Source organism: Microbacterium sp. 01T413_2 (assembly GCF_056398985.1).
Map to the genome: position 1 here is coordinate 223,511 of NZ_JBFTQL010000002.1, position 20,032 is coordinate 243,542.

The following is a 20,032-nucleotide window of genomic DNA, read 5'->3' on the forward strand; positions in this document are numbered from 1 at the left end:
CTGTCCACAGGAGGACACAACGTGAAGCGCAACAAGATCGCCCTCGCGGGCATCGGACTGCTCGCGGCGGGCGCACTCGCCCTCGCTGGCTGCTCCAGCAAGAGCGGCGGAGACGCAACCCCCACCAAGGGCGGCGACTCGAAGACCATCATCAAGGTCAGCGGCAGCGAGCCCGAGAACCCGCTGATCCCGACCAACACCAATGAGGTGGGCGGCGGCAAGATCCTCGACTCCCTGTTCGCGGGCCTTGCCTATTACGACGCCAAGGGCAAGCTCGTCAACGACATGGCCGAGTCGATCAAGGTCGACGACGCCTCGAGCCTGACGATCAAGCTGAAGCAGGGCAACACCTTCTCCAACGGCGAGAAGGTCACGGCCGACAGCTTCATCAACGCGTGGCAGTACGGTGCGCTGTTCTCGAACAAGCAGCTCAACCAGTCCTGGTTCAGCGACATCGAGGGCTTCAGTGACTCCGCCGACTCCCCGCTGACCGGTCTGAAGAAGACCGATGACTACACGTTCACGATCAAGCTGGCCAACCCGGTCGCCGCGGACTTCTCGCAGCGCCTCGGCTACTCGGCCTACTACCCGCTGCCCGCCGCGTCCCTCAAGGACATGGCCACGGCCGGCGAGAACCCGATCGGCAACGGACCCTACAAGTTCGCCAAGGCCGGCGCCTGGCAGCACAAGGTCGAGCTCGACCTGGTCAAGAGCGACACCTACAAGGGTGGACGTCAGGCGAAGAACGGTGGCGTGAACTTCATCTTCTACGCAACCGCTGACGCGGCTTACGCCGACCTGCAGAGCGACAAGGTCGACGTGATCGACCTGATCCCGGCCGCAGCGCAGCAGACGTTCGAGTCCGATCTGGGCGACCGTGCGGTCAACCAGCCGGCCGCGATCTTCCAGTCGTTCTCGATCCCGGGCAACGCCGCGCACTTCACCGGTGACGAGGGCAAGCTGCGTCGCGAGGCGATCTCGATGGCGATCGACCGTGCTGCGATCACCAAGACGATCTTCAACAACACCCGCACCCCCGCCAGCGACTTCACCTCGCCGGTCATCGCGGGCTGGTCCGACTCCCTCAAGGGTGCGGACGTGCTGAAGTTCGACGCGAAGAAGGCGAAGGACCTGTGGGCTCAGGCCGACAAGATCTCGCCGTGGGAGGGCAAGTTCCAGATCGCGTACAACTCCGACTCCTCGCACCAGGCGTGGGTCGACGCCGTGTCGAACCAGCTGAAGAACAACCTCGGCATCGACGCCTCCGGCAACCCGTACGTCGACTTCGCTGCTCTTCGCAAGGACGTGAACGCGCGCACCATCCAGACCGCGTTCCGCACCGGCTGGCAGGCCGACTACCCGGCGCAGTACAACTTCCTGCAGCCGATCTACGGCACCAAGGCGTCGTCGAACGACACCGACTACTCGAACCCCGAGTTCGACAAGCTGGTCGCGAAGGGCGCCTCGGCGACCGACCAGTCCGAGGCCACGAAGGACTACGCCCAGGCCCAGGAGCTGCTGCTCAAGGACCTCCCGGCCATCCCGCTGTGGTACTCGAACGTGAACGGCGGCTTCGCCAAGGGCGTGAACAACGTCCAGTTCGGATGGAACTCCGTTCCGCTGTACTACGAGATCACCAAGGGCTGACCAGCCCGGGGATCACACCCGCGAGGCGGTGACGACCACGTCACCGCCTCGCGCGCTGTTGAAAACAGCCACCGAATTAGTGTCGTGCGCGTCGAACACGTGCCACGATTCTCAGTGAGGCGTCGCACCCGCACGGATCGTGCTGGGTTCCCGAGGCGCCTCCTCATCTGAAAGGAGGGGCGAATGGTCGGTTACATCCTCAAACGCCTCTTGCAGGTGATCCCCGTCTTCATCGGGGCCACCCTGCTCATCTACTTCCTGGTCTTCGCCATGCCAGGCGACCCCATCGCTGCGCTCTTCGGAGACAAGCAGCCGAGCAAGCAGCTGCACGACGCGCTCGTCGCGCAGTACCACCTCGATCAGCCGTTCATCGTGCAGTACTGGTACTACCTGACCGGCATCTTCCGCGGCGACATGGGCACCACGTTCTCCGGACGCTCCGTGAACGACGTGCTCGCGGCGACGCTGCCGGTCACGGGCCGTCTCGCCGTCATGGCGATCGGGATCGAGTTCACGCTCGCGATCATCATCGGAACGTTCTCCGCGCTGCGCAAGGGCAAGATCTTCGACAACACGATGCTGGTCATCTCGCTGGTCTTCATCTCGCTGCCGATCTTCGTCATCGCGTTCCTGGCGCAGTACTTCCTCGCGGTCAAGCTGCAGTGGTTCAGCCCCACTGTCGGCGCGACCAACGACTGGGGCGACATGTGGCTGCCCGCGATCGTGCTGGGACTCAGCCTCTACGCGGTGAGCATGCGTCTGATGCGCGGATCCGTCATCGACACCCTCAACCAGGACTGGGTACGCACCGCGTACAGCAAGGGACTGCCGCGGCGCCGGGTCATCCCCGTGCACGTGCTGCGCAACTCGCTCATCCCGGTCATCACCAACTCCGCGACGAACTTCGGCGTGCTGCTGGTGGGCGCGACCGTCACCGAGGGCATCTTCAACATCCCCGGTGTCGGCAACACTCTCTTCCAAGCCATTCGACAGCACGAGGGCTCGACCGTGGTGTCCTTCGTGACGGTGTTCGTGATCATCTACGTGCTCGTCAACCTGGTCGTCGATATGCTCTACGGCCTGCTCGACCCGAGGATCCGCTATGTCCGGTGACACCAGCGCGACGCACTACGTCGCACCCATCAAGGACGGCACGATCGCCGTCGACGTCGTCAAGATCGCGGAGAAGCCCTCGAACCTGTGGCGCGATGCCTGGGCGGACATGCGGCGCCGGCCGATGTTCTGGATCTCCATGGTCATCGTGCTCGTGGTCCTGCTGATGGCCCTCTGGCCGACGCTGTTCACGCAGACCCCGCCGAACAGCAACTGCCAGCTGTCCGACTCCAACGGAGGACCTGCCGCCGGGCACCCGCTCGGCTTCACGTTCCAGGGTTGCGACATCTACGCGCGGACGGTGTGGGGTGCGCGCACCTCGGTCTCCGTCGGTCTCATCGCGACGATCATCGGGTCGGTCATCGGCCTCATCATGGGCGCCCTGGCCGGGTTCTACGGCGGCTGGCTGGACGGGCTGCTGTCCCGCGTCGGCGACATCTTCTTCTCGATCCCCTACATCCTCGCCGCGGTCGTCGTGATGAGCGTGTTCGCGCAGTTCCGCAACGTGTTCACGCTCGCGTTCGCGATCGGCGGATTCGCCTGGGCCTCCACGGCCCGTGTGGTCCGCGCCGAGGTGCTGAGAGTGCGTCAGGCCGACTTCGTGATGGCCTCGAGGGCGCTCGGGAAGTCGCGGTTCGGCACCCTGATCGCCCACGTCATCCCGAATGCGATCGCACCGCTGCTCGTCGTCACCACGCTGAGCCTCGCAGCCGCGATCGTCGCGGAGGCGACGCTGTCGTTCCTCGGCGTCGGGCTCGGCAGCGACACGATGAGCTGGGGCAACGACATCAGCCAGGCGCAGCAGTCGCTGCGGGTGGCGCCGATGGCCCTCATCTACCCGTCGATCGCGCTGACCATCACGGTGCTCGCGTTCATCATGCTGGGCGAGCTCGTGCGAGACGCCCTCGACCCGAGAGCGAGGGCTCGCCGATGAGTGCATCAACCGACACTCCGCTGCTCCGGATCCGCGACCTGAAGGTCGCCTTCGACACCCAGAAGGGCTCGAGGGAGGTGCTGCACGGGATCAACCTCGAGCTGTACCCGGGTGAGACGCTGGCCATCGTGGGCGAATCCGGATCCGGCAAGTCGACGACCGCATCCGCGATCGTCAATCTGCTGCCCGGCACGGGTCATGTGACCGCGGGAAGCATCACCCTCGACGGTCAGGAGCTGACCGGGCTCACCGAGGGTCAGATGGAGAAGATCCGCGGGCGCGAGATCGGCTACGTGCCGCAGGACCCGATGTCCAACCTCAACCCCGTGTGGTCGATCGGCTTCCAGGTCAAGGAGGCGATCCGTGCGAACGGTCTCGCCACCGGGCGCAAGGAGATCGAGGCCCGCGCGGTCGAGGTGCTGCAGCAGGCGGGACTCGCGGACGCCTCCAAGCGTCTGCACCAGTACCCGCACCAGTTCTCCGGCGGCATGCGCCAGCGCGCGCTGATCGGCATCGGCCTCGCGGCCGACCCGAAGCTGCTGATCGCGGACGAGCCCACATCGGCGCTCGACGTCACCGTGCAGCGCGTGATCCTGGATCACCTCGCGTCGCTGACGAAGGAGAAGGGCACTGCGGTCCTGCTGATCACGCACGACCTCGGCCTCGCGGCCGAGCGCGCGGAGAAGATCATCGTCATGCAGAACGGCGAGATCGTCGAGGCCGGGCCCAGCCGGGAGATCCTGGAGAACCCGCTGCACCCGTACACGAAGAAGCTGGTGGCCGCGGCCCCGAGCATCGCGTCGCAGCGCATCCAGGCGGTCCACGAGCGACAGGGCATCGAGACCAGCGAGGACATCGCCGGCATCCCGCCGACCGTGTCCGTGCGCGACCTGACCAAGGACTATAAGATCCGTCAAGGTCAGTTCCGCAGCATCCCGTTCCGCGCCGTCGACGCGGTCTCGTTCGACATCCCCAAGGGCAAGACGCTGGCGCTGGTCGGCGAGTCGGGCTCGGGCAAGTCGACCGTGGCGAAGATGGTGCTGAAGCTGGAGGATGTCACCTCGGGCTCGATCGCGATCGACGGCGTCGACATCTCCAGCCTCTCCGGGCGGGAGACGCTCGCGCTGCGCCGGCGCATGCAGCCGGTGTTCCAGGATCCGTACGGATCCATGGATCCGCTGCGCAACATCGGAAACACGATCTCGGAGCCTCTGGACATCCACGGCGTGGGTGACAAGGGCTCTCGCCAGGAGCGCGTGCTCGAGCTGCTGGACCAGGTCTCGCTCCCGCGCGAGCTGGCGACGCGGTACCCGAACGAGCTCTCCGGCGGTCAGCGTCAGCGCGTCGCGATCGCGCGTGCACTGGCGCTCAAGCCCGACATCGTCGTGCTCGACGAGGCGGTCTCCGCGCTCGACGTGCTGGTGCAGGATCAGATCCTGAAGCTGCTCGCCGAGTTGCAGAGCGAGCTCGACCTCACGTACCTGTTCATCACGCACGATCTCGCGGTCGTGCGCGTCGCGGCCGACCTGGTCTGCGTGATGGAGAAGGGCAAGCTCGTCGAGCAGGGCACGGTGGACGAGATCTTCGCCAACCCGCAGCAGGAGTACACGGAGCGACTGCTCCAGGCCATCCCTGGCGTCTCGATCGCCCTGGGCGGTCGCAGCGCGTGAGTTCGATGGACCAGATGCCCGTGGGGGCGCGGACGTACCGCGCCTCCACGGGCATCGCCGTGCTCCTGGTGTGCGCCGTGCTGGCCGTCTTCCTGCTCGGCGATGCGGTGGTGCGCGGCAGCTGGGCGCAGATGCTGCTGTATGCGCCGTGGGTGCTGCTGGTGCTGTGGCTCATCTACGTGATCAGCGTGGTCTCCCTGGTGCGGGTGGACGGGGACGGCGCGACCGTGCAGAACTTCCTGCGCCGCACGACTTTCGGCTGGCGCCGGGTGACCGAGCTCGACCTGCGCTGGCAGCTGGACTTCGCGCTCGATGACGGCCGGAAGCTGGCGTGCTGGGGAGGCCCGGGACGCATCCAGTCGCCGCGGCTGAGCAGGCGCTCGGGCGAGGTCAAGGTGCCGCAGAGCCTGCAGGCGCTCACCGAGGTGCGCACCCGCTGGGAGAACGCCGTGGAGCGCCCGCAAGGCGCCGCGGGCGTGGGCGCCGATGCGCCGATCCGGCGCAGCTGGGACGGGCCCGCGATCGGCGCTCTCGTCGTGATCGCGGTCGGAGCCGTGATCGCGATCGTGGTCACGCGCTGACGTGGCTCGGCTTCCGGCCGCGCCCCGAAGTCCTGAGTACCTTACTGACCGCGAGACTCCATCTGAGTAACGAGACAGCAAGTCTGAACGGCAGTCTCGCTACTCAGATGGAGTCTCGCGGTGCTTAGCGGGTTCGCGCCCGGAGCGCGTCGCGCAGCGAGGCGAGCATGAACGGATCTGCCGGGGCGACGCGGGGGACCCGCGCCGTGCCCAGGATCTCGAGGAACGGATCTATGTCGCGCAGCTCGGACCAACCCCAACGGATGCGCCCGGCGACGTGACGCTGCAACCGCGCTTCGCGGCGCTTCTCGTTCAGGATCGCCTCGGCAGGATCACCGAACTCTCCGGTGTACTTCACGTCGCCATCGGCTTCGCCGACGAGATTGCGCGATCGCCAGAAGAAGTCGGCCCGGTCCGCGATGCCGTCAGTCACGAAAGTCACCTGGAGCTCGGGCAGTTCGTATCCAGCACCTTCGATCGCTGCGAGGCTGAGCGACTCGAGAGGGCTCTCCGGAACGCCTGTCGCCCGCGCGAGCGCCCAACGAGCGCGGCGTCGACCGCGCGAGGAGAGGCGCGACTCGTTGATCGCAGGCAGCTGCGCCGGAGCGAGGTCACGTGAACGGCGTAGCAGCGCATCGGCATAGGCCAGACCAGCAGCGGGAGCTACGGTACGGGCGACATCGACGATCGTGTCGCCGGCAGAGGTGAGAAGGATCCCGTCGATCTCATCGATCGTTCGGGCATCCGCGGACGTGAGTACGCGTACGGGGCCGCAGATCCTGCTGGTGCGATCAGGATCCAGGATGAGAATCGGATCCTGCTGGCGCCCGAGGAAGACTCCTCGCAGTGCGGCGGCCGTGATCCCGCAGAATACTGAGGCGGGGTGGGTGAGCGCGACGGCATACGCGCGGGCGAGATAGCGATCCCAGGGCGGGATCTGGCTCCATCGAGATGTTTCGGCGAAGACACCGGGGATCACCCGGACGACTTCACCGCGGCGCCAGGCCCGAAGGAGAACAGTGGAGCTCACCATCTCGCTGGAACGCAGCAACTCAAGAGGTGGGGCGGCGAGTCGCGGTGTGATTCCGGCGTTCAGCATGTGCCGATCCTGCCGCTCGGGGCGGTCCCTCGGAGTCTGCTGGCCGCAGTCGGTGCACAGTTCCCGCAGGCGCGCGTCTGTGTGGAACCGATCAAGGACCTCCTCATCTGGCCGCGAGATTCCAACTGGGTAACGAGACTTCGCACATGGCCTGCAGTCTCGTTACTCAGTTGGAGTCTCGCGGATCCGGATCGCGGATCTGGATTCGGGATCCGGGGGCCCGGTCGGCGCCAGCCAGACGCACGGCGCCGAGTCAGTGCGTCGGCAGGCCGAACAGGGCCGGCCACATGGCCGCCGCCCAGGGGTAGCCGACGAAGACGGCCGCATCGATGAGGAAGTGCGCGACCAGGAACGGCAGCAGCCGGCCGGTGCGCAGGAACAGGAAGCCGAACAGCAGCCCCATCCCGAGGTTGCCGATGAACGCACCGGGTCCCTGATAGAGGTGGTAGCTCGCGCGCAGCACGGACGTGGCGAGGAGGATCGTCCACGGACCCCAGCCGAGCTGGCGCAGCCGGGCGAAGAGGTAGCCGAGCACCACGAACTCCTCCTGCACGGCGGCCCGAGCCGCGGACAGCAGCAGCACCGGGACGGTCCACCAATACGCGCTCTGCGCCCCCGGATCCACCGCGACGAACCAGCCGTTCATCCGCCCGAGCACGTACAGCGCGAGCCCCGGGATCCCGATGGCGAGGACGAGCAGGAGACCCCCTCCGACGTCGCGGCCGATTCGTGTTCCGTCCAGGCCCAGCGCGCCGAGGCGGGGGCGCACCGGGCGCCAGAGCAGGAAGCACACCAGCAGCACCGGCACCACGGAGAACCCGATGCCGAGCAACTGGTAGAGCAGGTCGAACAGCTCGCGGCTGGACTGCGAGGGGTTCAGCGTCGCCGTCTGATCCGCCAGCGGCGTCGACAGGGACAGGCGATCCAGCAGCTGCACGATCGCGTACACCGCGGACTGTCCGAGACCGAGGCCGAGCACGATCGCGATCTCCCACCCGATCCGCGCCCGCGACGGCGCGTCAGGCGGGGGAGGGGGCAGGGCGATCCTCATGGGTCGAGCGTACGGCGAGGCGGTATGCATGCGCCCCGCAGAGGATGCCCAGGAGCGGTGATGTATCCTGAAGAGTCCGGAATCCCGGGCGAAACCCCAGCTGCATTGGATTCCTTCATGGCGCACGCCCTCCGTTCCGATCTCCGCAACGTCGCCATCGTCGCGCACGTCGACCACGGCAAGACCACGCTCGTGGACGCCATGCTCCGCCAGACCGGATCCTTCGGCTCCCACGAGCACATGGAAGAGCGCGCCATGGACTCGAACGACCTGGAGCGCGAGAAGGGCATCACGATCCTCGCCAAGAACACGGCGATCACCTACAAGGGCGAGCACGCCGGCGGCAAGGACATCACGATCAACGTGATCGACACCCCCGGTCACGCCGACTTCGGCGGCGAGGTCGAGCGCGGCCTGTCCATGGTCGACGGCGTCGTGCTGCTCGTGGACGCGTCGGAGGGCCCGCTCCCGCAGACGCGCTTCGTGCTGCGCAAGGCGCTCGAGGCCAAGCTCCCGGTGATCCTGCTGGTGAACAAGACCGACCGTCCCGACGCTCGCATCGCCGAGGTCGAGGAGGAGGCGCACGACCTGCTGCTGGGCCTCGCGTCCGACCTCGTTGACGACGTGCCCGACCTCGACGTCGATGCGCTGCTCGATGTGCCGGTCGTGTACGCGTCCGGTCGCGCCGGAGCCGCATCCCGCAACCGGCCGGAGAACGGTGCGCTGCCGGACAACGACGACCTCGAGCCGCTGTTCGAGGCGATCCTCGAGCACGTGCCGGCCCCGGCGTACGACGATGAGGCTCCGCTGCAGGCGTGGGTCACCAACCTCGACTCCTCGCCGTTCCTCGGCCGCCTCGCACTGCTGCGCGTCTTCAACGGCACGCTGAAGAAGGGCCAGACCGTGGCCTGGGTCCGTTCCGACGGCTCCACCAGCAACGCCCGCATCACGGAGCTCCTGAAGACCCGTGCGCTCGAGCGCTACCCCGCCGAAGAGGCCGGCCCCGGCGACATCGTCGCGATCGCCGGCTTCGAGAACATCACGATCGGCGAGACCATCGCGGATCCGGAGGACGTGCGGCCGCTCCCGGCCATCACGGTCGACGACCCCGCGATCTCCATGACCATCGGCACCAACACCTCGCCTCTGATGGGCAAGGTCAAGGGGCACAAGCTCACCGCCCGGATGGTCAAGGACCGCCTGGACCGCGAGCTCATCGGCAACGTCTCGCTCAAGGTCGTCGACATCGGCCGCCCGGACGCGTGGGAGGTGCAGGGCCGCGGCGAGCTCGCACTCGCGATCCTCGTCGAGAACATGCGCCGTGAGGGCTTCGAGCTCACGGTCGGCAAGCCGCAGGTGGTCACGAAGAAGATCGACGGCAAGACCTACGAGCCGTTCGAGCACCTCACGATCGACACCCCGGAGGAGCACCTGGGTGCGATCACCCAGCTGCTGGCGAACCGCAAAGGTCGCATGGAGAACATGACCAACCACGGCACCGGCTGGGTGCGCATGGAGTTCATCGTCCCCTCGCGTGGTCTCATCGGCTTCCGCAGCGAGTTCCTCACCACCACCCGCGGCACCGGCATCGCGAATGCGATCTCGCACGGCTACGAGCCCTGGGCGGGCCAGATCACCACGCGTCAGAACGGCTCGATCGTCGCCGATCGTCAGGGCGTCGTCACTCCGTTCGCCATGATCGCCCTGCAGGAGCGCATGTCGTTCTTCGTGCAGCCCACGCAGGAGGTCTACGAGGGCATGGTCATCGGCGAGAACTCGCGCGCCGATGACATGGACGTGAACATCACCAAGGAGAAGAAGCTCACCAACATGCGTTCGGCCACGGCCGACAACTTCGAGTCCATGACGCCGCCGCGGCTGCTGACTCTCGAGGAGAGCCTCGAGTTCGCCCGCGACGACGAATGCGTCGAGGTCACGCCCGAGGTCGTGCGCATTCGCAAGGTGACACTCGACCAGACCATTCGCGCCCGCGAGACCGCGCGCCTGAAGCGCCAGGACGCCAACGCGTAACCCACGCCGGTCCGAACGGCCCGTCTGCTCCGGCAGACGGGCCGTTTCGCGTTTCGGGCGTTCGCACGTCGTGCACGCACCGTGTGCAGCGTGCGGCGCGGCTCAGCGCAGCTCCGAGATGAGCACCGCGGAGGTCCCGGGCTCGAGCGCCTCGAACACGTGCGACGCATCTCCGGGATAGGAGAGGTAGTCCCCGGGGTGCAGCTCCTCGGCTGCCTCGGAAGGGCCGATCAGAGCGCGTCCGCTGATCAGCACGACGTGCTCGGTGGTGCCGACGTGGTGCGGCGTCGAGCGGCGGGGCTCGCCGGGCTCGGCCTGGATGATGTAGAGGTCTCGACGGGCGCCCGGCGGGCAGGCCGCGATGAGCGTGGCCAGATACGGCGCGGCAGCCGACGGCACGCCGGCGTGCTCGCCGGCCCGGATCAGGGTCGGGGCATTCGTGCGCTCCTCCACGAAGGCGGCGAAGGGCACGCCCAGGGCGTCGGCGATGGCCCAGAGGGTCTCGACGCTGGGCCCCGAGGATCCGCTCTCCAGCTGCGAGACGGTGGCCTTGGACACGCCGGCGCGGCGGGCGAGTTCGGAGACGGAGATCCCCGCCGCCTCGCGCTCGCGACGCAGAGACCGGGAGATGCGGGCGCGGAGATCATCCATGCGGCCAGTATTCCAAACATTCGTTCGCCTTGACAAACGATTTGCGGATGTTCAGAATGATCGTCATGCGTTCAGAGGAGCGAACGATCGACCGCGACCCCGAGGACGCCGTCGCCGAGGTGCGCGTCGCGCGCCGGGAGGCGATCGGCGTCGCCCTCGCCACCAGCGCGTACGGGATCTCGTTCGGCGCGCTCGCCGTCGCGAACGGGTTCGACGTGTGGCAGACCTGCGTGCTGAGCCTGCTGATGTTCACCGGCGGATCGCAGTTCGCGTTCGTGGGCGTGATCGGGGCGGGCGGGCTCGCCGCCGCGCCCGCGGCGATCGCCTCCGCACTGCTTCTGGGAGTCCGCAACGTCGCCTACGGCATGCGGATGTCTCCGGTGATCGGGCGCGGTGCCGCGCGGCGCGCGCTCGCGGCTCCGTTCACGATCGACGAGTCCACCGCCGTCTCGCTCGCACAGCGCTCGCCGCGGGCGCGCCGCGTCGGATTCTGGATCACCGGAGTCGGCATCTATCTCGGCTGGAATCTGATGACGCTGCTCGGCGCGCTGCTCGGAGACGTGCTGGGGGATCCGAAGACCTATGGGCTGGACGCGGCTGCGGCGGCGGCGTTCCTCGCCCTGCTGTGGCCGCGTCTGCGCACGCGGCAGGCCATCGCGGTCGGCATCGCGGCCGCCGCGGTCGCCACGGCGCTCACGCCGGTGCTGATCCCGGGGCTGCCCGTGCTCGTGGCGGCGTTCGTGGCGATCGTCGTCGGCTGGTTCAACTGGTTCGGGTCGCAGGCCGCCGGCCCGGCGGCGGGGGAGGAGTCGGCATGACCCTGTGGAACGCCGTGCTGCTGGCCGCCATCGGCTGCCTCGCGCTCAAGGGCGCGGGCTATCTGGTGCCGGCGTCCGTCCTCGAGGCGCCGCGGCCCGCGCGGATCACCGACCTGCTGACGGTCGCGCTGCTCGCCGCGCTCGTGGCCGTGCAGACGCTGGCCGCGGGCCCGCACATCGTGGTGGACGCTCGTGTGCCCGCGGTGCTCGTCGCGGCGGGGTTGCTGGCGCTGCGGCAGTCGTTCCTCGTCGTGGTGATCGCCGCCGCGGTCGTCGCGGCTCTCCTGCGGCTCCTAGGGTGGGCCGCGTAAGCTCGAGCCGTGCGTGGAACGTGGCTCAGCAGAGCGCTGTCGTGGGTGGCTCTGTTCGTGGTCGGCGCCGTGTTCGGTCTGGCGACGACCGTGACGCATTCGACCTCGGTGTGGGGGCTCCCGTGGGTCGGGCTGGTGCTCGGCGCGATCGCCTGCGGAGGCATGCTCCTCGCCGTGCGGCTGCTGCTGCACGACCGCTGGGGTGCGCTCGCGACGGGGCTCGGCATGCTCGCCGGCATGGTCGCGATCTCGGGCCGCGGACCCGGTGGATCGGTGATCGTGCCGAATGATCTGCTGGGCGTGACCTGGACCTGGACCATCGCCGGCATGGTGCTGCTGGTCGCCGCGTGGCCGGACTTCTCGCGGATCCGCCGTCTCCAGCAGGAGCAGGCGGCCCGTGCGCGGATGGCGGAAGAAGCGCCCGCCGACGGGTCGTAGACTGGGTCCGTGACATATGTGATCGCTCTTCCCTGCGTCGACGTGAAGGATCGTGCCTGCGTCGACGAGTGCCCCGTGGACTGCATCTACGAGGGTGAGCGATCGTTGTACATCCACCCCGACGAGTGCGTCGACTGCGGCGCCTGCGAGCCCGTGTGCCCCGTCGAGGCGATCTACTACGAGGACGACCTCCCCGAGGAGTGGGCGGACTACTACAAGGCGAACGTCGAGTTCTTCGACGAGATCGGATCCCCGGGCGGCGCCGCCAAGGTCGGCGTGATCCATCACGACCACCCGGTCATCGCCGTTCTCCCGCCGCAGGGCGAGTAGCGCGGTGAGCGTCCGCGACCTCGCCGACTACCCCTGGGACGCGGTCACCCCGTTCCGCGAGCGTGCGGCCGCGCACCCGGACGGCATCGTCGACCTCGCCATCGGATCCCCCGTGGATCCCACCCCCGAGATCATCCGACATGCCCTCGCCGAGGCCACCGACGCGCATTCGTATCCGCAGACCGTCGGCACCCCGGCCGTGCGCGAGGCGATCGTGGACTGGTACGCGCGACGCCGGGGCGTGCCCGACCTGCGCGTGGACAACGTGATTCCCACGATCGGCTCCAAGGAGCTGGTCGCACTGCTGCCGACGCTGCTGGGGCTCGGCGCGGGCGACATCGTGGTGCAGCCGCGCGTCGCATACCCGACGTACGCCGTCGGCGCCCAGGTCGCCGGCGCGACGGTCGTGAGCGAGGACGACCCCGCGCGCTGGCCGGAGGGCGCCAAGCTCATCTGGATCAACACCCCGGGCAACCCGGACGGGCGCACCTGGACCGTCGACGAGCTCGCCGCGGCCGTGCGCCGCGCACGTGAGCTGGGCGCGATCCTCGCGAGCGACGAGTGCTACGCCGAACTCGGCTGGGACGGGCCGTGGGCGAGCGAGCCGGTGCCCTCGGTGCTGGATCCGCGCGTCACAAGCGGCACCAGAGCGGGTCTGCTCAGCGTCTACTCGCTCAGCAAGCAGTCGAACCTCGCCGGTTACCGCGCCGCCTTCGTCGCCGGCTGCGCCCGCGTGGTGGGGGAGATCCTCACCGCCCGCAAGCACCTCGGTCTGATGCCGCCGGCTCCCGTGCAGCACGCGATGGCCGTCGCGCTGCGCGACGACGAGCACGTCGCAGTGCAGAAGGAGCGCTACCGGCAGCGCCGTGACGTGCTGCGGCCGGCGCTCCTCGACGCGGGCTTCCGGATCGACGGCTCGGAGGCGGGGCTGTACCTGTGGGTCACCCAGGGCCGCGACGCGTGGGAATCCATGGGCGCGCTCGCCGATCTCGGGATCCTGGCGGGTCCCGGACCCTTCTACGGCGACCACTCCGCACAGCACGTCCGGCTCTCGCTGACCGCGCCTCTCGAACGGATCGAGGCGGCCGCGGCGCGCTTGCGCGGGGCAGCTTTGTAGCATTCCACAGGTGTTTCGGCGCCACTCTTGGTCGTTTTCACAGTAGGTGCGCACGCGGACTAGGCTGTATGAGCGACGCGATCGCGGGCCCATCGGCGCCGATCGCGCATCCCCCACACGAGACAGACGCATGAGGAGGTCTGCGTGAGCGCAGCGGGCGAGCGGCCTACGAAGGCGACGCTGACAGTAGGCGACAAGACCGCGGAGTTCCCGATCCTTCAGGGCACCGACGGGCACGCCAGCATCGATTTCTCCACCCTGACCAGGCAGACCGGCCACACCGGCCTCGATTACGGATTCGTGAACACGGCCTCCACCAAGTCGGAGATCACGTTCATCGACGGTGACCAGGGGATCCTGCGCTACCGCGGGTACCCGATCGAGCAGATCGCGAACACCTGCTCCTACCTCGAAGTCGCGTGGCTGCTCATCTACGGCGAGCTGCCCAGCGCCTCCGAGCTCGCGGAGTTCGATGACAAGATCCGCCGGCACACGCTGCTGCACGAAGATCTCAAGCATTTCTTCCAGGCGCTTCCGGACAACGCGCACCCCATGGCGGTGCTGTCGTCAGCCGTCGCGGCGCTCTCGACCTACTACGAGAACGAGTCCGACCCGCACAACCCCGAGCACGTCGAGCTGAACACGATCCGGATGCTCGCCAAGCTCCCGGTGATCGCGGCGTACGCGCACAAGAAGAGCGTGGGCCAGGCCTTCCTGTACCCCGACAACTCGCTGAGCTTCGTGGACAACTTCCTCAAGCTCAACTTCGGCGTGCACAGCGAGCCCTACGAGATCAACCCCGTGATGTCCAAGGCGCTCGAGCTGCTGCTGGTGCTGCACGAGGATCACGAGCAGAACGCATCCACGTCGACGGTGCGGCTGGTCGGCTCGACGGGGGCGAACCAGTTCGCCTCCGTCTCGGCCGGCATCCAGGCGCTCTCCGGCCCGCTGCACGGCGGCGCGAACGAGGCGGTGCTGACCATGCTCGGCCAGATCCGCGAATCGGGCCAGAGCGTGCAGCGCTTCGTCGAGCGCGTGAAGAACAAGGAAGACGGCGTGAAGCTCATGGGCTTCGGGCACCGCGTGTACAAGAACTACGATCCGCGCGCGAAGCTGGTCAAGGCCGCCGCGGACGAGGTGCTCGCCGAGCTCGGCGTCACGGATCCGCTCCTCGATCTCGCGCGGGAACTGGAGGAGGTGGCGCTTGCGGACGACTACTTCCAGGAGCGTCGCCTGTACCCGAACGTCGACTTCTACACCGGCGTGATCTACAAGGCGATGGGCTTCCCCACGCGCATGTTCACGGTGCTGTTCGCGATCGGCCGCCTGCCGGGCTGGCTGGCGCAGTGGCGCGAGCTGAACCTCGACCCGCAGACCAAGATCGGCCGCCCGCAGCAGCTGTACACGGGCTCGCCGGAGCGCGAGTTCCGCCGGTCCTGACCGGGCGGGCGACGCACGACGACGAAAGAGGGGGGATCCGGATCGGATCCCCCCTCTTGTTCGTTTCCGCCGCTGTCCGCGGTGAGGACGGTCAGCGCGCGGTCGAGGTGCCCTGCGGGCGCGAGGACCGGCGACGGCGACGCGAGGGAACCGTATCGCCGACCCCGAGCGGGCGCGGCGCGCGGTGGGATCCCTGGCCCTGGCCCTGGCCCTGGCCCTGGCCCTGGCCCTGGCGCTGGCCGCGCGGCTGGGCGGACGCCGCGGGCTTCTTCTTCGCGGGGCGCTGCTGCTGTGGCGGCTGAATCGGCGCGGGCTTCACGAAGGCGGCCTTCTCGCCGACCAGCTCCGCGACGGCCGCGGAGGAAGGCGAGACCGGCTCGATGTCGACGCTGATCCTGGCCTTGCGCAGGAGGTCCTTCGTGTCGCGGCGCTGCTCCGGCAACAGCACGGTCACGACCGTGCCCGCGGCGCCCGCACGCGCGGTGCGGCCGGAGCGGTGCAGGTACGCCTTGTGCTCGGCGGGCGGGTCGACGTGCACGACCAGATCGACGTCGTCCACGTGCACGCCGCGGGCCGCGACGTCCGTGGCGACGAGTACGCGCACGCCGCCGTCCGCCGGGTCGGCGGAGAACGCGGCCAGGTTGCGCTCGCGCGCGCCCTGGGCAAGGTTGCCGTGCAGGTCGACGGCGGGGATGCCGGCGGCCGTGAGCGCCTTGGCGAGCTTCTTCGCCTGGTGCTTGGTGCGGGTGAACAGGATCCGGCGTCCCGTACCGGAGGCGAGAGTCTGCACGAGCGTCTTCTTGGCGTCGGCGTCGGCGACCTCGAGCACGCGGTGAGTCATCTCACCCACGGGCACGCTCTCCTCGTCGACCTCGTGGCTCACCGGGCGGGTGAGGAAGCGGCGGGCGAGCACGTCGATGCCGTTGTCCAGCGTCGCGCTGAACAGGAGGCGCTGACCCTCGGACGGCGTGGCCGAGAGGATCCGGGTGACGCCGGGCAGGAAGCCGAGGTCGGCCATGTGGTCCGCCTCGTCGAGCACGGTGACGCGCACGTCGCCGAGACGCACGACGCCCTGCTTCATGAGGTCCTCGAGGCGGCCGGGGCAGGCCACGAGGATGTCCACTCCGCGCCGCATTGCCTCCTCCTGCGGGTGCTGGCTGACGCCGCCGAAAACGGTGGCGACACGGAGGTTCGCCGCCTGGGCGAGAGGGGTGATGGTCGCGGCGATCTGCGAGGCGAGCTCGCGCGTCGGCGCCAGCACGAGTCCGCGCGGGTACTGCGGGCGGGCCTTGAAGCCCGTGAGGCGGGCGACTAGGGGAAGGGCGAAGGCGATCGTCTTGCCGCTGCCGGTGCGTCCGCGGCCGAGCAGGTCACGGCCGGCGAGGGCGTCGGGCAGCGTGTCGCGCTGGATGGCGAACGCTTCGGTCTTGCCATCGGCGGCGAGGACGGCGGCCAGGGGCGCGGGCACGCCGAGATCGAGGAAGGAAGTCATGGGTGTCTCCTGGGCCGGTGTCCGGCCACGGGGTCAGGGCGTCGCAATGAACGTGTCGCAACGACGCATCAGGTCGCCGCTCACAGAACCGGATCGCGAGGGGGAGCGAACTCCGCGCCCAGGGATCCAGGATGGCGACGAGATGCCGGATGATCCGACATCCCCTACATCCTATCCTGGATCCCCTGACAGTCGGTTCAGGCCTCGACGAGCTCGGGCAATGCCGTCGCCGATGTCGTGACGTGGGGGCGGGTGCGCACCGCCCACACGATCGCGCCCGCGAGGATCGTGGCGACCGCGACGAGCCCCCATGCGGTGGCGAAGCCGGAGCCGGTGCCGTGCGTCGCAGAGCCGAACACGATCGCGCCGGTCGCAGCTGAGCCGATCGCGGATCCGATCGTGCGGAGGTTCGCGTTCACGCCGGTCGCGACGCCGGTGACCGCGGCGGGCACGCTCTGCACGACGATGCCGGCCGAGGCCGCGTAGGCCAGCCCGCAGCCGATGCCGAAGCCCGCGCCTGCCACGGCGAGCTGCCAGGGCGTCGAGTGCGCCAGGGCGGCGCTCGCGCCGGAGACACCCATCAGCAGCGCGCCGATGACGAGCAGGGTGCGCAGCGACAGGATGCGGTTCAGTGCGCCGGTGGCGAAGCCGACCCCGCTCATGCCGATCAGCATCGGAACGAGCATGAGCCCGGCGTCGCGCACGGTGAGACCCGTGCCGCCCGCGGAGGCCGACAGCTCGAGGAACTGCGGCAGGTAACCCCAGAACGCGAAGACGCCGGCCCCGATCAGGAGCGATGCGGCGTTGACCGGCCAGATCGCGGGGGAGGCCAGCATCCGCAGGTCCACGAGCGGCTCGGCGGAGCGCAGCTCCGACACGATCCACGCGGCGAAGGCGAGCACGGCGACGCCGAACAGCGCGAGCACGGCCGGCGAGGTCCAGCCCCAGCGCGAGCCGGTGCTGAGCGGGACGAGCAGTGCGACCAGCCACGCCGAGAGCAGCACCGAAGAGCGGGTGTTGACCCGCCCGAGGGCGCGGGTGCCGGTGTCGCGCACCGCGGCGAGGGTGAGGAAGGCGCCGAGTGCGGCGACCAGGAACGGCACCGCGAACGTGCCGCGCCAGCCTACGAGGTCCGCCAGCGGGCCTGCGAGCACGGTGCCCGCGGCGCCGCCGATGCCGATCACGGCGCTCACCACGCCGATCGCTCCGGTCACGCGCTCACGGGGGAGTGCGTCACGCAGCAGCCCATAGGCGAGGGGGAACAGCGCACCGCCGATGCCCTGCAGCACGCGGGCGACGATGAGCACCTCGAGGGTCGGGGCGACCGCGGCCAGCACGTCCCCCGCCGCGGTCGCGCCGAGGGTGATCAGGAAGGTGGTGCGCCGTCCGCGCAGGTCGCCGACGCGGCCGAGGGTGGGTGTGGCGACCGCGGCGGCGATGAGCCACGCGGTCATGGTCCAGCTGGCCGCATCGGCGGTGACGCCGAACTCCGCCTGGATGAGCGGCACGAGCGGGATGACGAGGTTCTGCAGAAGAGCGATGGAGGAGACCGCTACGGCGATCGCGACCAGGACCGAGGTGGATGAGCGGGACATGAGTTCCCTTCCGAAGCCTGGAGAAGAGGGGTAAAGTGGAGGAAGGCCTCCGAACGGAGGATGCCTCCGGATTGAGATTACCGGAGGGTCCCTCCGGTTTGCAAGAGGTCTTCTGAGACTTTTCGGAAGGACGGCACGATGGGCGGCCAGAACAGGGCGACGGCGACGCTGGAGGAGCGGCGACCGCGCCGTGCCGACGCCGCGCGCAACTTCGACGCCCTCGTCACCGCCGGGCGCGAGGCTTTCGCCGAGGATGGCTCGGGAGCCTCGCTCGAGGACATCGCGCGCCGCGCAGGGGTCGGCATCGGCACGCTGTACCGCAACTTCCCGACCAGGGACGACCTGATCGAGACGCTCTACCTCCGCGAGGTCGCCGCTCTCGCCGACGCCGCGGACGAGGTGGCGGACCTGGAGCCCTGGCCCGCACTGGAGGCCTGGCTGGGGCGTTTCGTCGAGTACGTCGGCACCAAGCACGTCCTGCTGGACGGACTGAACCGGGAGTCGTCGGTGTTCGCGGAGTGCCGCGGCGTGATGCTGGGCGCGGGGGAGCCGCTGCTCGCCCGCGCGCAGGAGGATGGCGCCGTGAAGGCCGATCTCGCGATCGCCGACGTCGTCAAGCTCATCGCCGGTGTGAGCGCGGTCGCCTACGACGACGAAGAGCAGCGCCGTCGCGTGCTCGGCCTCGCGATCGGCTCGCTGCGGACCTGAGCTCTGCCCGAGAGCCCGTCACTCAGGCGTGCAGCGCCTCGTTGAGCGTCACGCCCACGCCGGTGCGGCGCACGGCCTCGACAGCTCCGGAAAGGGAGTTGCGCCGGAACAGGATCCCGTTCTCGCCACTCAGCTGCGCGCCCTTGACGACAGGGCGGCCCCCGTCGGCCAGCGGAGCGCCGTCGGCGAGCACGATCTTCGTGCCCGCCGTGACGTACAGGCCCGCCTCGACGATGCAGTCGTCGCCGAGGGAGATCCCGATGCCGGCGTTCGCGCCGAGCAGGGTGCGCGCACCGATCGAGACGCGGTGGGTGCCGCCTCCCGAGAGCGTGCCCATGATCGAGGAGCCACCGCCGATGTCGGATCCGTCGCCGACGACGACGCCCTGCGAGATCCGGCCCTCGACCATCGAGGCGCCGAGGGTGCCCGCGTTGAAGTTCACGAAGCCCTCGTGCATGACGGTGGTGCCGGGGGCCAGGTGGGCGCCCAGGCGCACCCGCGAGGCGTCTGCGATGCGCACTCCTTCCGGCAGCACGTAGTCGGTGAGCCTCGGGAACTTGTCCACGCCGGTGATCTGGATCCCGGCGCGCTGCAACAGCGGGCGCAGCCGTGCCGCATCGGCGGGGAGCATCGGACCGGCGCTCGTCCAGGCGACATTCGGGAGGTGCGCGAAGATGCCGTCGAGGTTCACCTCGTTGGGGCGCACCAGCAGGTGCGAGAGGGCGTGCAGGCGCAGATACGCGTCGGCGGTCGAAGCCGGAGCCGCATCGAGGTCGATCGACAGCTGCACCGCCTCGACGGTGACGTTGCGGCGCTCGTCGGCACCGGCGAGCGCTGCGATCGTCAGGGCGGTCGCGGCGCGATCTCCGGCGGACGGCTCGACGGCGCCGATCTCGCCGTACCAGGCGTCCAGGACGGTGCCGTCGCCGGCGATGGTGGTCAGGCCGGATCCGTGGATCATGCGCGCGTCGGTCATGCGTCCACGGTATCGAATCGGCACCCCCAG

Annotated in this window: 19 protein-coding genes; 13 read left to right on the top strand and 6 right to left on the bottom strand. The window is 69.0% G+C overall.

Annotation, left to right across the window (positions count from 1 at the left end; genetic code table 11):
- Positions 1 to 21: 21 nt before the first annotated feature.
- The 5 genes from AC1DMN_RS02350 to AC1DMN_RS02370 all read left to right on the top strand — a co-directional run bounded on the left by AC1DMN_RS02350 (position 22) and on the right by AC1DMN_RS02370 (position 5,945).
- Entirely contained in the window at positions 22 to 1,647 is a 1,626-nt protein-coding gene (locus tag AC1DMN_RS02350; protein WP_441976246.1) for a peptide ABC transporter substrate-binding protein, read from the top strand.
- Between the two features lie 183 nt (positions 1,648 to 1,830).
- Positions 1,831 to 2,760, top strand: coding sequence for an ABC transporter permease (locus tag AC1DMN_RS02355; protein ID WP_440734555.1), 930 nt, complete (start codon positions 1,831 to 1,833; stop codon positions 2,758 to 2,760).
- Entirely contained in the window at positions 2,750 to 3,694 is a 945-nt protein-coding gene (locus AC1DMN_RS02360; RefSeq protein ID WP_440734554.1) for an ABC transporter permease, read from the top strand. Before AC1DMN_RS02355 ends, AC1DMN_RS02360 begins: the two co-directional genes overlap by 11 nt.
- Positions 3,691 to 5,364: a dipeptide ABC transporter ATP-binding protein gene (locus AC1DMN_RS02365; RefSeq protein WP_441976245.1), complete on the top strand. Its 1,674-nt coding sequence runs from the start codon at positions 3,691 to 3,693 to the stop codon at positions 5,362 to 5,364. The genes AC1DMN_RS02360 and AC1DMN_RS02365 overlap by 4 nt, the downstream gene beginning before the upstream one ends.
- Positions 5,365 to 5,369: 5 nt before the next feature.
- The gene (locus tag AC1DMN_RS02370) at positions 5,370 to 5,945 is read left to right on the top strand and encodes a PH domain-containing protein (RefSeq protein WP_477229424.1); all 576 of its coding nucleotides are present in this window, start codon (positions 5,370 to 5,372) and stop codon (positions 5,943 to 5,945) included.
- A 124-nt stretch (positions 5,946 to 6,069) separates the two neighbouring features.
- On the opposite strand, the gene AC1DMN_RS02375 is transcribed toward AC1DMN_RS02370, so the two are convergent.
- Both AC1DMN_RS02375 and AC1DMN_RS02380 read right to left on the bottom strand, forming a co-directional pair.
- Complete coding sequence (locus AC1DMN_RS02375; protein WP_477229423.1) at positions 6,070 to 7,044, bottom strand: hypothetical protein; 975 nt, start codon at positions 7,042 to 7,044, stop codon at positions 6,070 to 6,072.
- A gap of 253 nt (positions 7,045 to 7,297) precedes the next feature.
- Positions 7,298 to 8,095, bottom strand: a complete 798-nt coding sequence (locus tag AC1DMN_RS02380; protein WP_440734550.1) for a CPBP family intramembrane glutamic endopeptidase — start codon at positions 8,093 to 8,095, stop codon at positions 7,298 to 7,300.
- A gap of 117 nt (positions 8,096 to 8,212) precedes the next feature.
- On the opposite strand from AC1DMN_RS02380, the gene typA reads away from it, so the two are divergent.
- Positions 8,213 to 10,126: a translational GTPase TypA gene (typA, locus tag AC1DMN_RS02385; RefSeq protein ID WP_440734549.1), complete on the top strand. Its 1,914-nt coding sequence runs from the start codon at positions 8,213 to 8,215 to the stop codon at positions 10,124 to 10,126.
- A gap of 102 nt (positions 10,127 to 10,228) precedes the next feature.
- On the opposite strand, the gene AC1DMN_RS02390 is transcribed toward typA, so the two are convergent.
- A complete protein-coding gene (locus AC1DMN_RS02390) occupies positions 10,229 to 10,777 on the bottom strand; it encodes a helix-turn-helix domain-containing protein (RefSeq protein ID WP_440734548.1) in 549 nt (182 codons plus the stop codon).
- Between the two features lie 65 nt (positions 10,778 to 10,842).
- Here AC1DMN_RS02390 and AC1DMN_RS02395 point away from each other — a divergent pair, with 65 nt between their 5' ends.
- The 6 genes from AC1DMN_RS02395 (at position 10,843) to AC1DMN_RS02420 (ending at position 15,231) form a co-directional block, all read left to right on the top strand.
- On the top strand, positions 10,843 to 11,595 hold the full coding sequence (locus AC1DMN_RS02395; RefSeq protein WP_477229422.1) for an AzlC family ABC transporter permease: 753 nt from the start codon (positions 10,843 to 10,845) through the stop codon (positions 11,593 to 11,595).
- On the top strand, positions 11,592 to 11,906 hold the full coding sequence (locus AC1DMN_RS02400; protein ID WP_440734546.1) for an AzlD domain-containing protein: 315 nt from the start codon (positions 11,592 to 11,594) through the stop codon (positions 11,904 to 11,906). Before AC1DMN_RS02395 ends, AC1DMN_RS02400 begins: the two co-directional genes overlap by 4 nt.
- Before the next feature lie 9 nt (positions 11,907 to 11,915).
- The gene (locus AC1DMN_RS02405; RefSeq protein WP_477229421.1) at positions 11,916 to 12,344 is read left to right on the top strand and encodes a histidinol dehydrogenase; all 429 of its coding nucleotides are present in this window, start codon (positions 11,916 to 11,918) and stop codon (positions 12,342 to 12,344) included.
- A 9-nt stretch (positions 12,345 to 12,353) separates the two neighbouring features.
- On the top strand, positions 12,354 to 12,674 hold the full coding sequence (fdxA, locus tag AC1DMN_RS02410) for a ferredoxin (RefSeq protein ID WP_045272231.1): 321 nt from the start codon (positions 12,354 to 12,356) through the stop codon (positions 12,672 to 12,674).
- A gap of 4 nt (positions 12,675 to 12,678) precedes the next feature.
- Entirely contained in the window at positions 12,679 to 13,791 is a 1,113-nt protein-coding gene (gene dapC / locus AC1DMN_RS02415) for a succinyldiaminopimelate transaminase (protein WP_477229420.1), read from the top strand.
- Positions 13,792 to 13,935: 144 nt separating this feature from the next.
- Positions 13,936 to 15,231 (top strand): citrate synthase, encoded by a 1,296-nt coding sequence (locus tag AC1DMN_RS02420; protein ID WP_440734543.1) that lies wholly within the window; start codon positions 13,936 to 13,938, stop codon positions 15,229 to 15,231.
- Between the two features lie 91 nt (positions 15,232 to 15,322).
- Here AC1DMN_RS02420 and AC1DMN_RS02425 read toward each other — a convergent pair whose 3' ends face one another.
- Entirely contained in the window at positions 15,323 to 16,723 is a 1,401-nt protein-coding gene (locus AC1DMN_RS02425) for a DEAD/DEAH box helicase (RefSeq protein WP_477229419.1), read from the bottom strand.
- A 197-nt stretch (positions 16,724 to 16,920) separates the two neighbouring features.
- On the bottom strand, positions 16,921 to 18,318 hold the full coding sequence (locus tag AC1DMN_RS02430; protein WP_440734541.1) for an MFS transporter: 1,398 nt from the start codon (positions 18,316 to 18,318) through the stop codon (positions 16,921 to 16,923).
- A gap of 138 nt (positions 18,319 to 18,456) precedes the next feature.
- Between AC1DMN_RS02430 and AC1DMN_RS02435 the strand changes: the two genes are divergently transcribed.
- Positions 18,457 to 19,026 carry a TetR/AcrR family transcriptional regulator gene (locus AC1DMN_RS02435; protein ID WP_440734540.1) on the top strand — a complete coding sequence of 190 codons (570 nt, stop codon included), beginning with the start codon at positions 18,457 to 18,459 and terminating at the stop codon, positions 19,024 to 19,026.
- Between the two features lie 22 nt (positions 19,027 to 19,048).
- Here the strand turns inward: AC1DMN_RS02435 and dapD are convergent, their stop codons facing one another.
- Positions 19,049 to 20,002 (bottom strand): 2,3,4,5-tetrahydropyridine-2,6-dicarboxylate N-succinyltransferase, encoded by a 954-nt coding sequence (dapD, locus tag AC1DMN_RS02440; RefSeq protein WP_477229418.1) that lies wholly within the window; start codon positions 20,000 to 20,002, stop codon positions 19,049 to 19,051.
- Between the last annotated feature and the right edge of the window lie 30 nt (positions 20,003 to 20,032).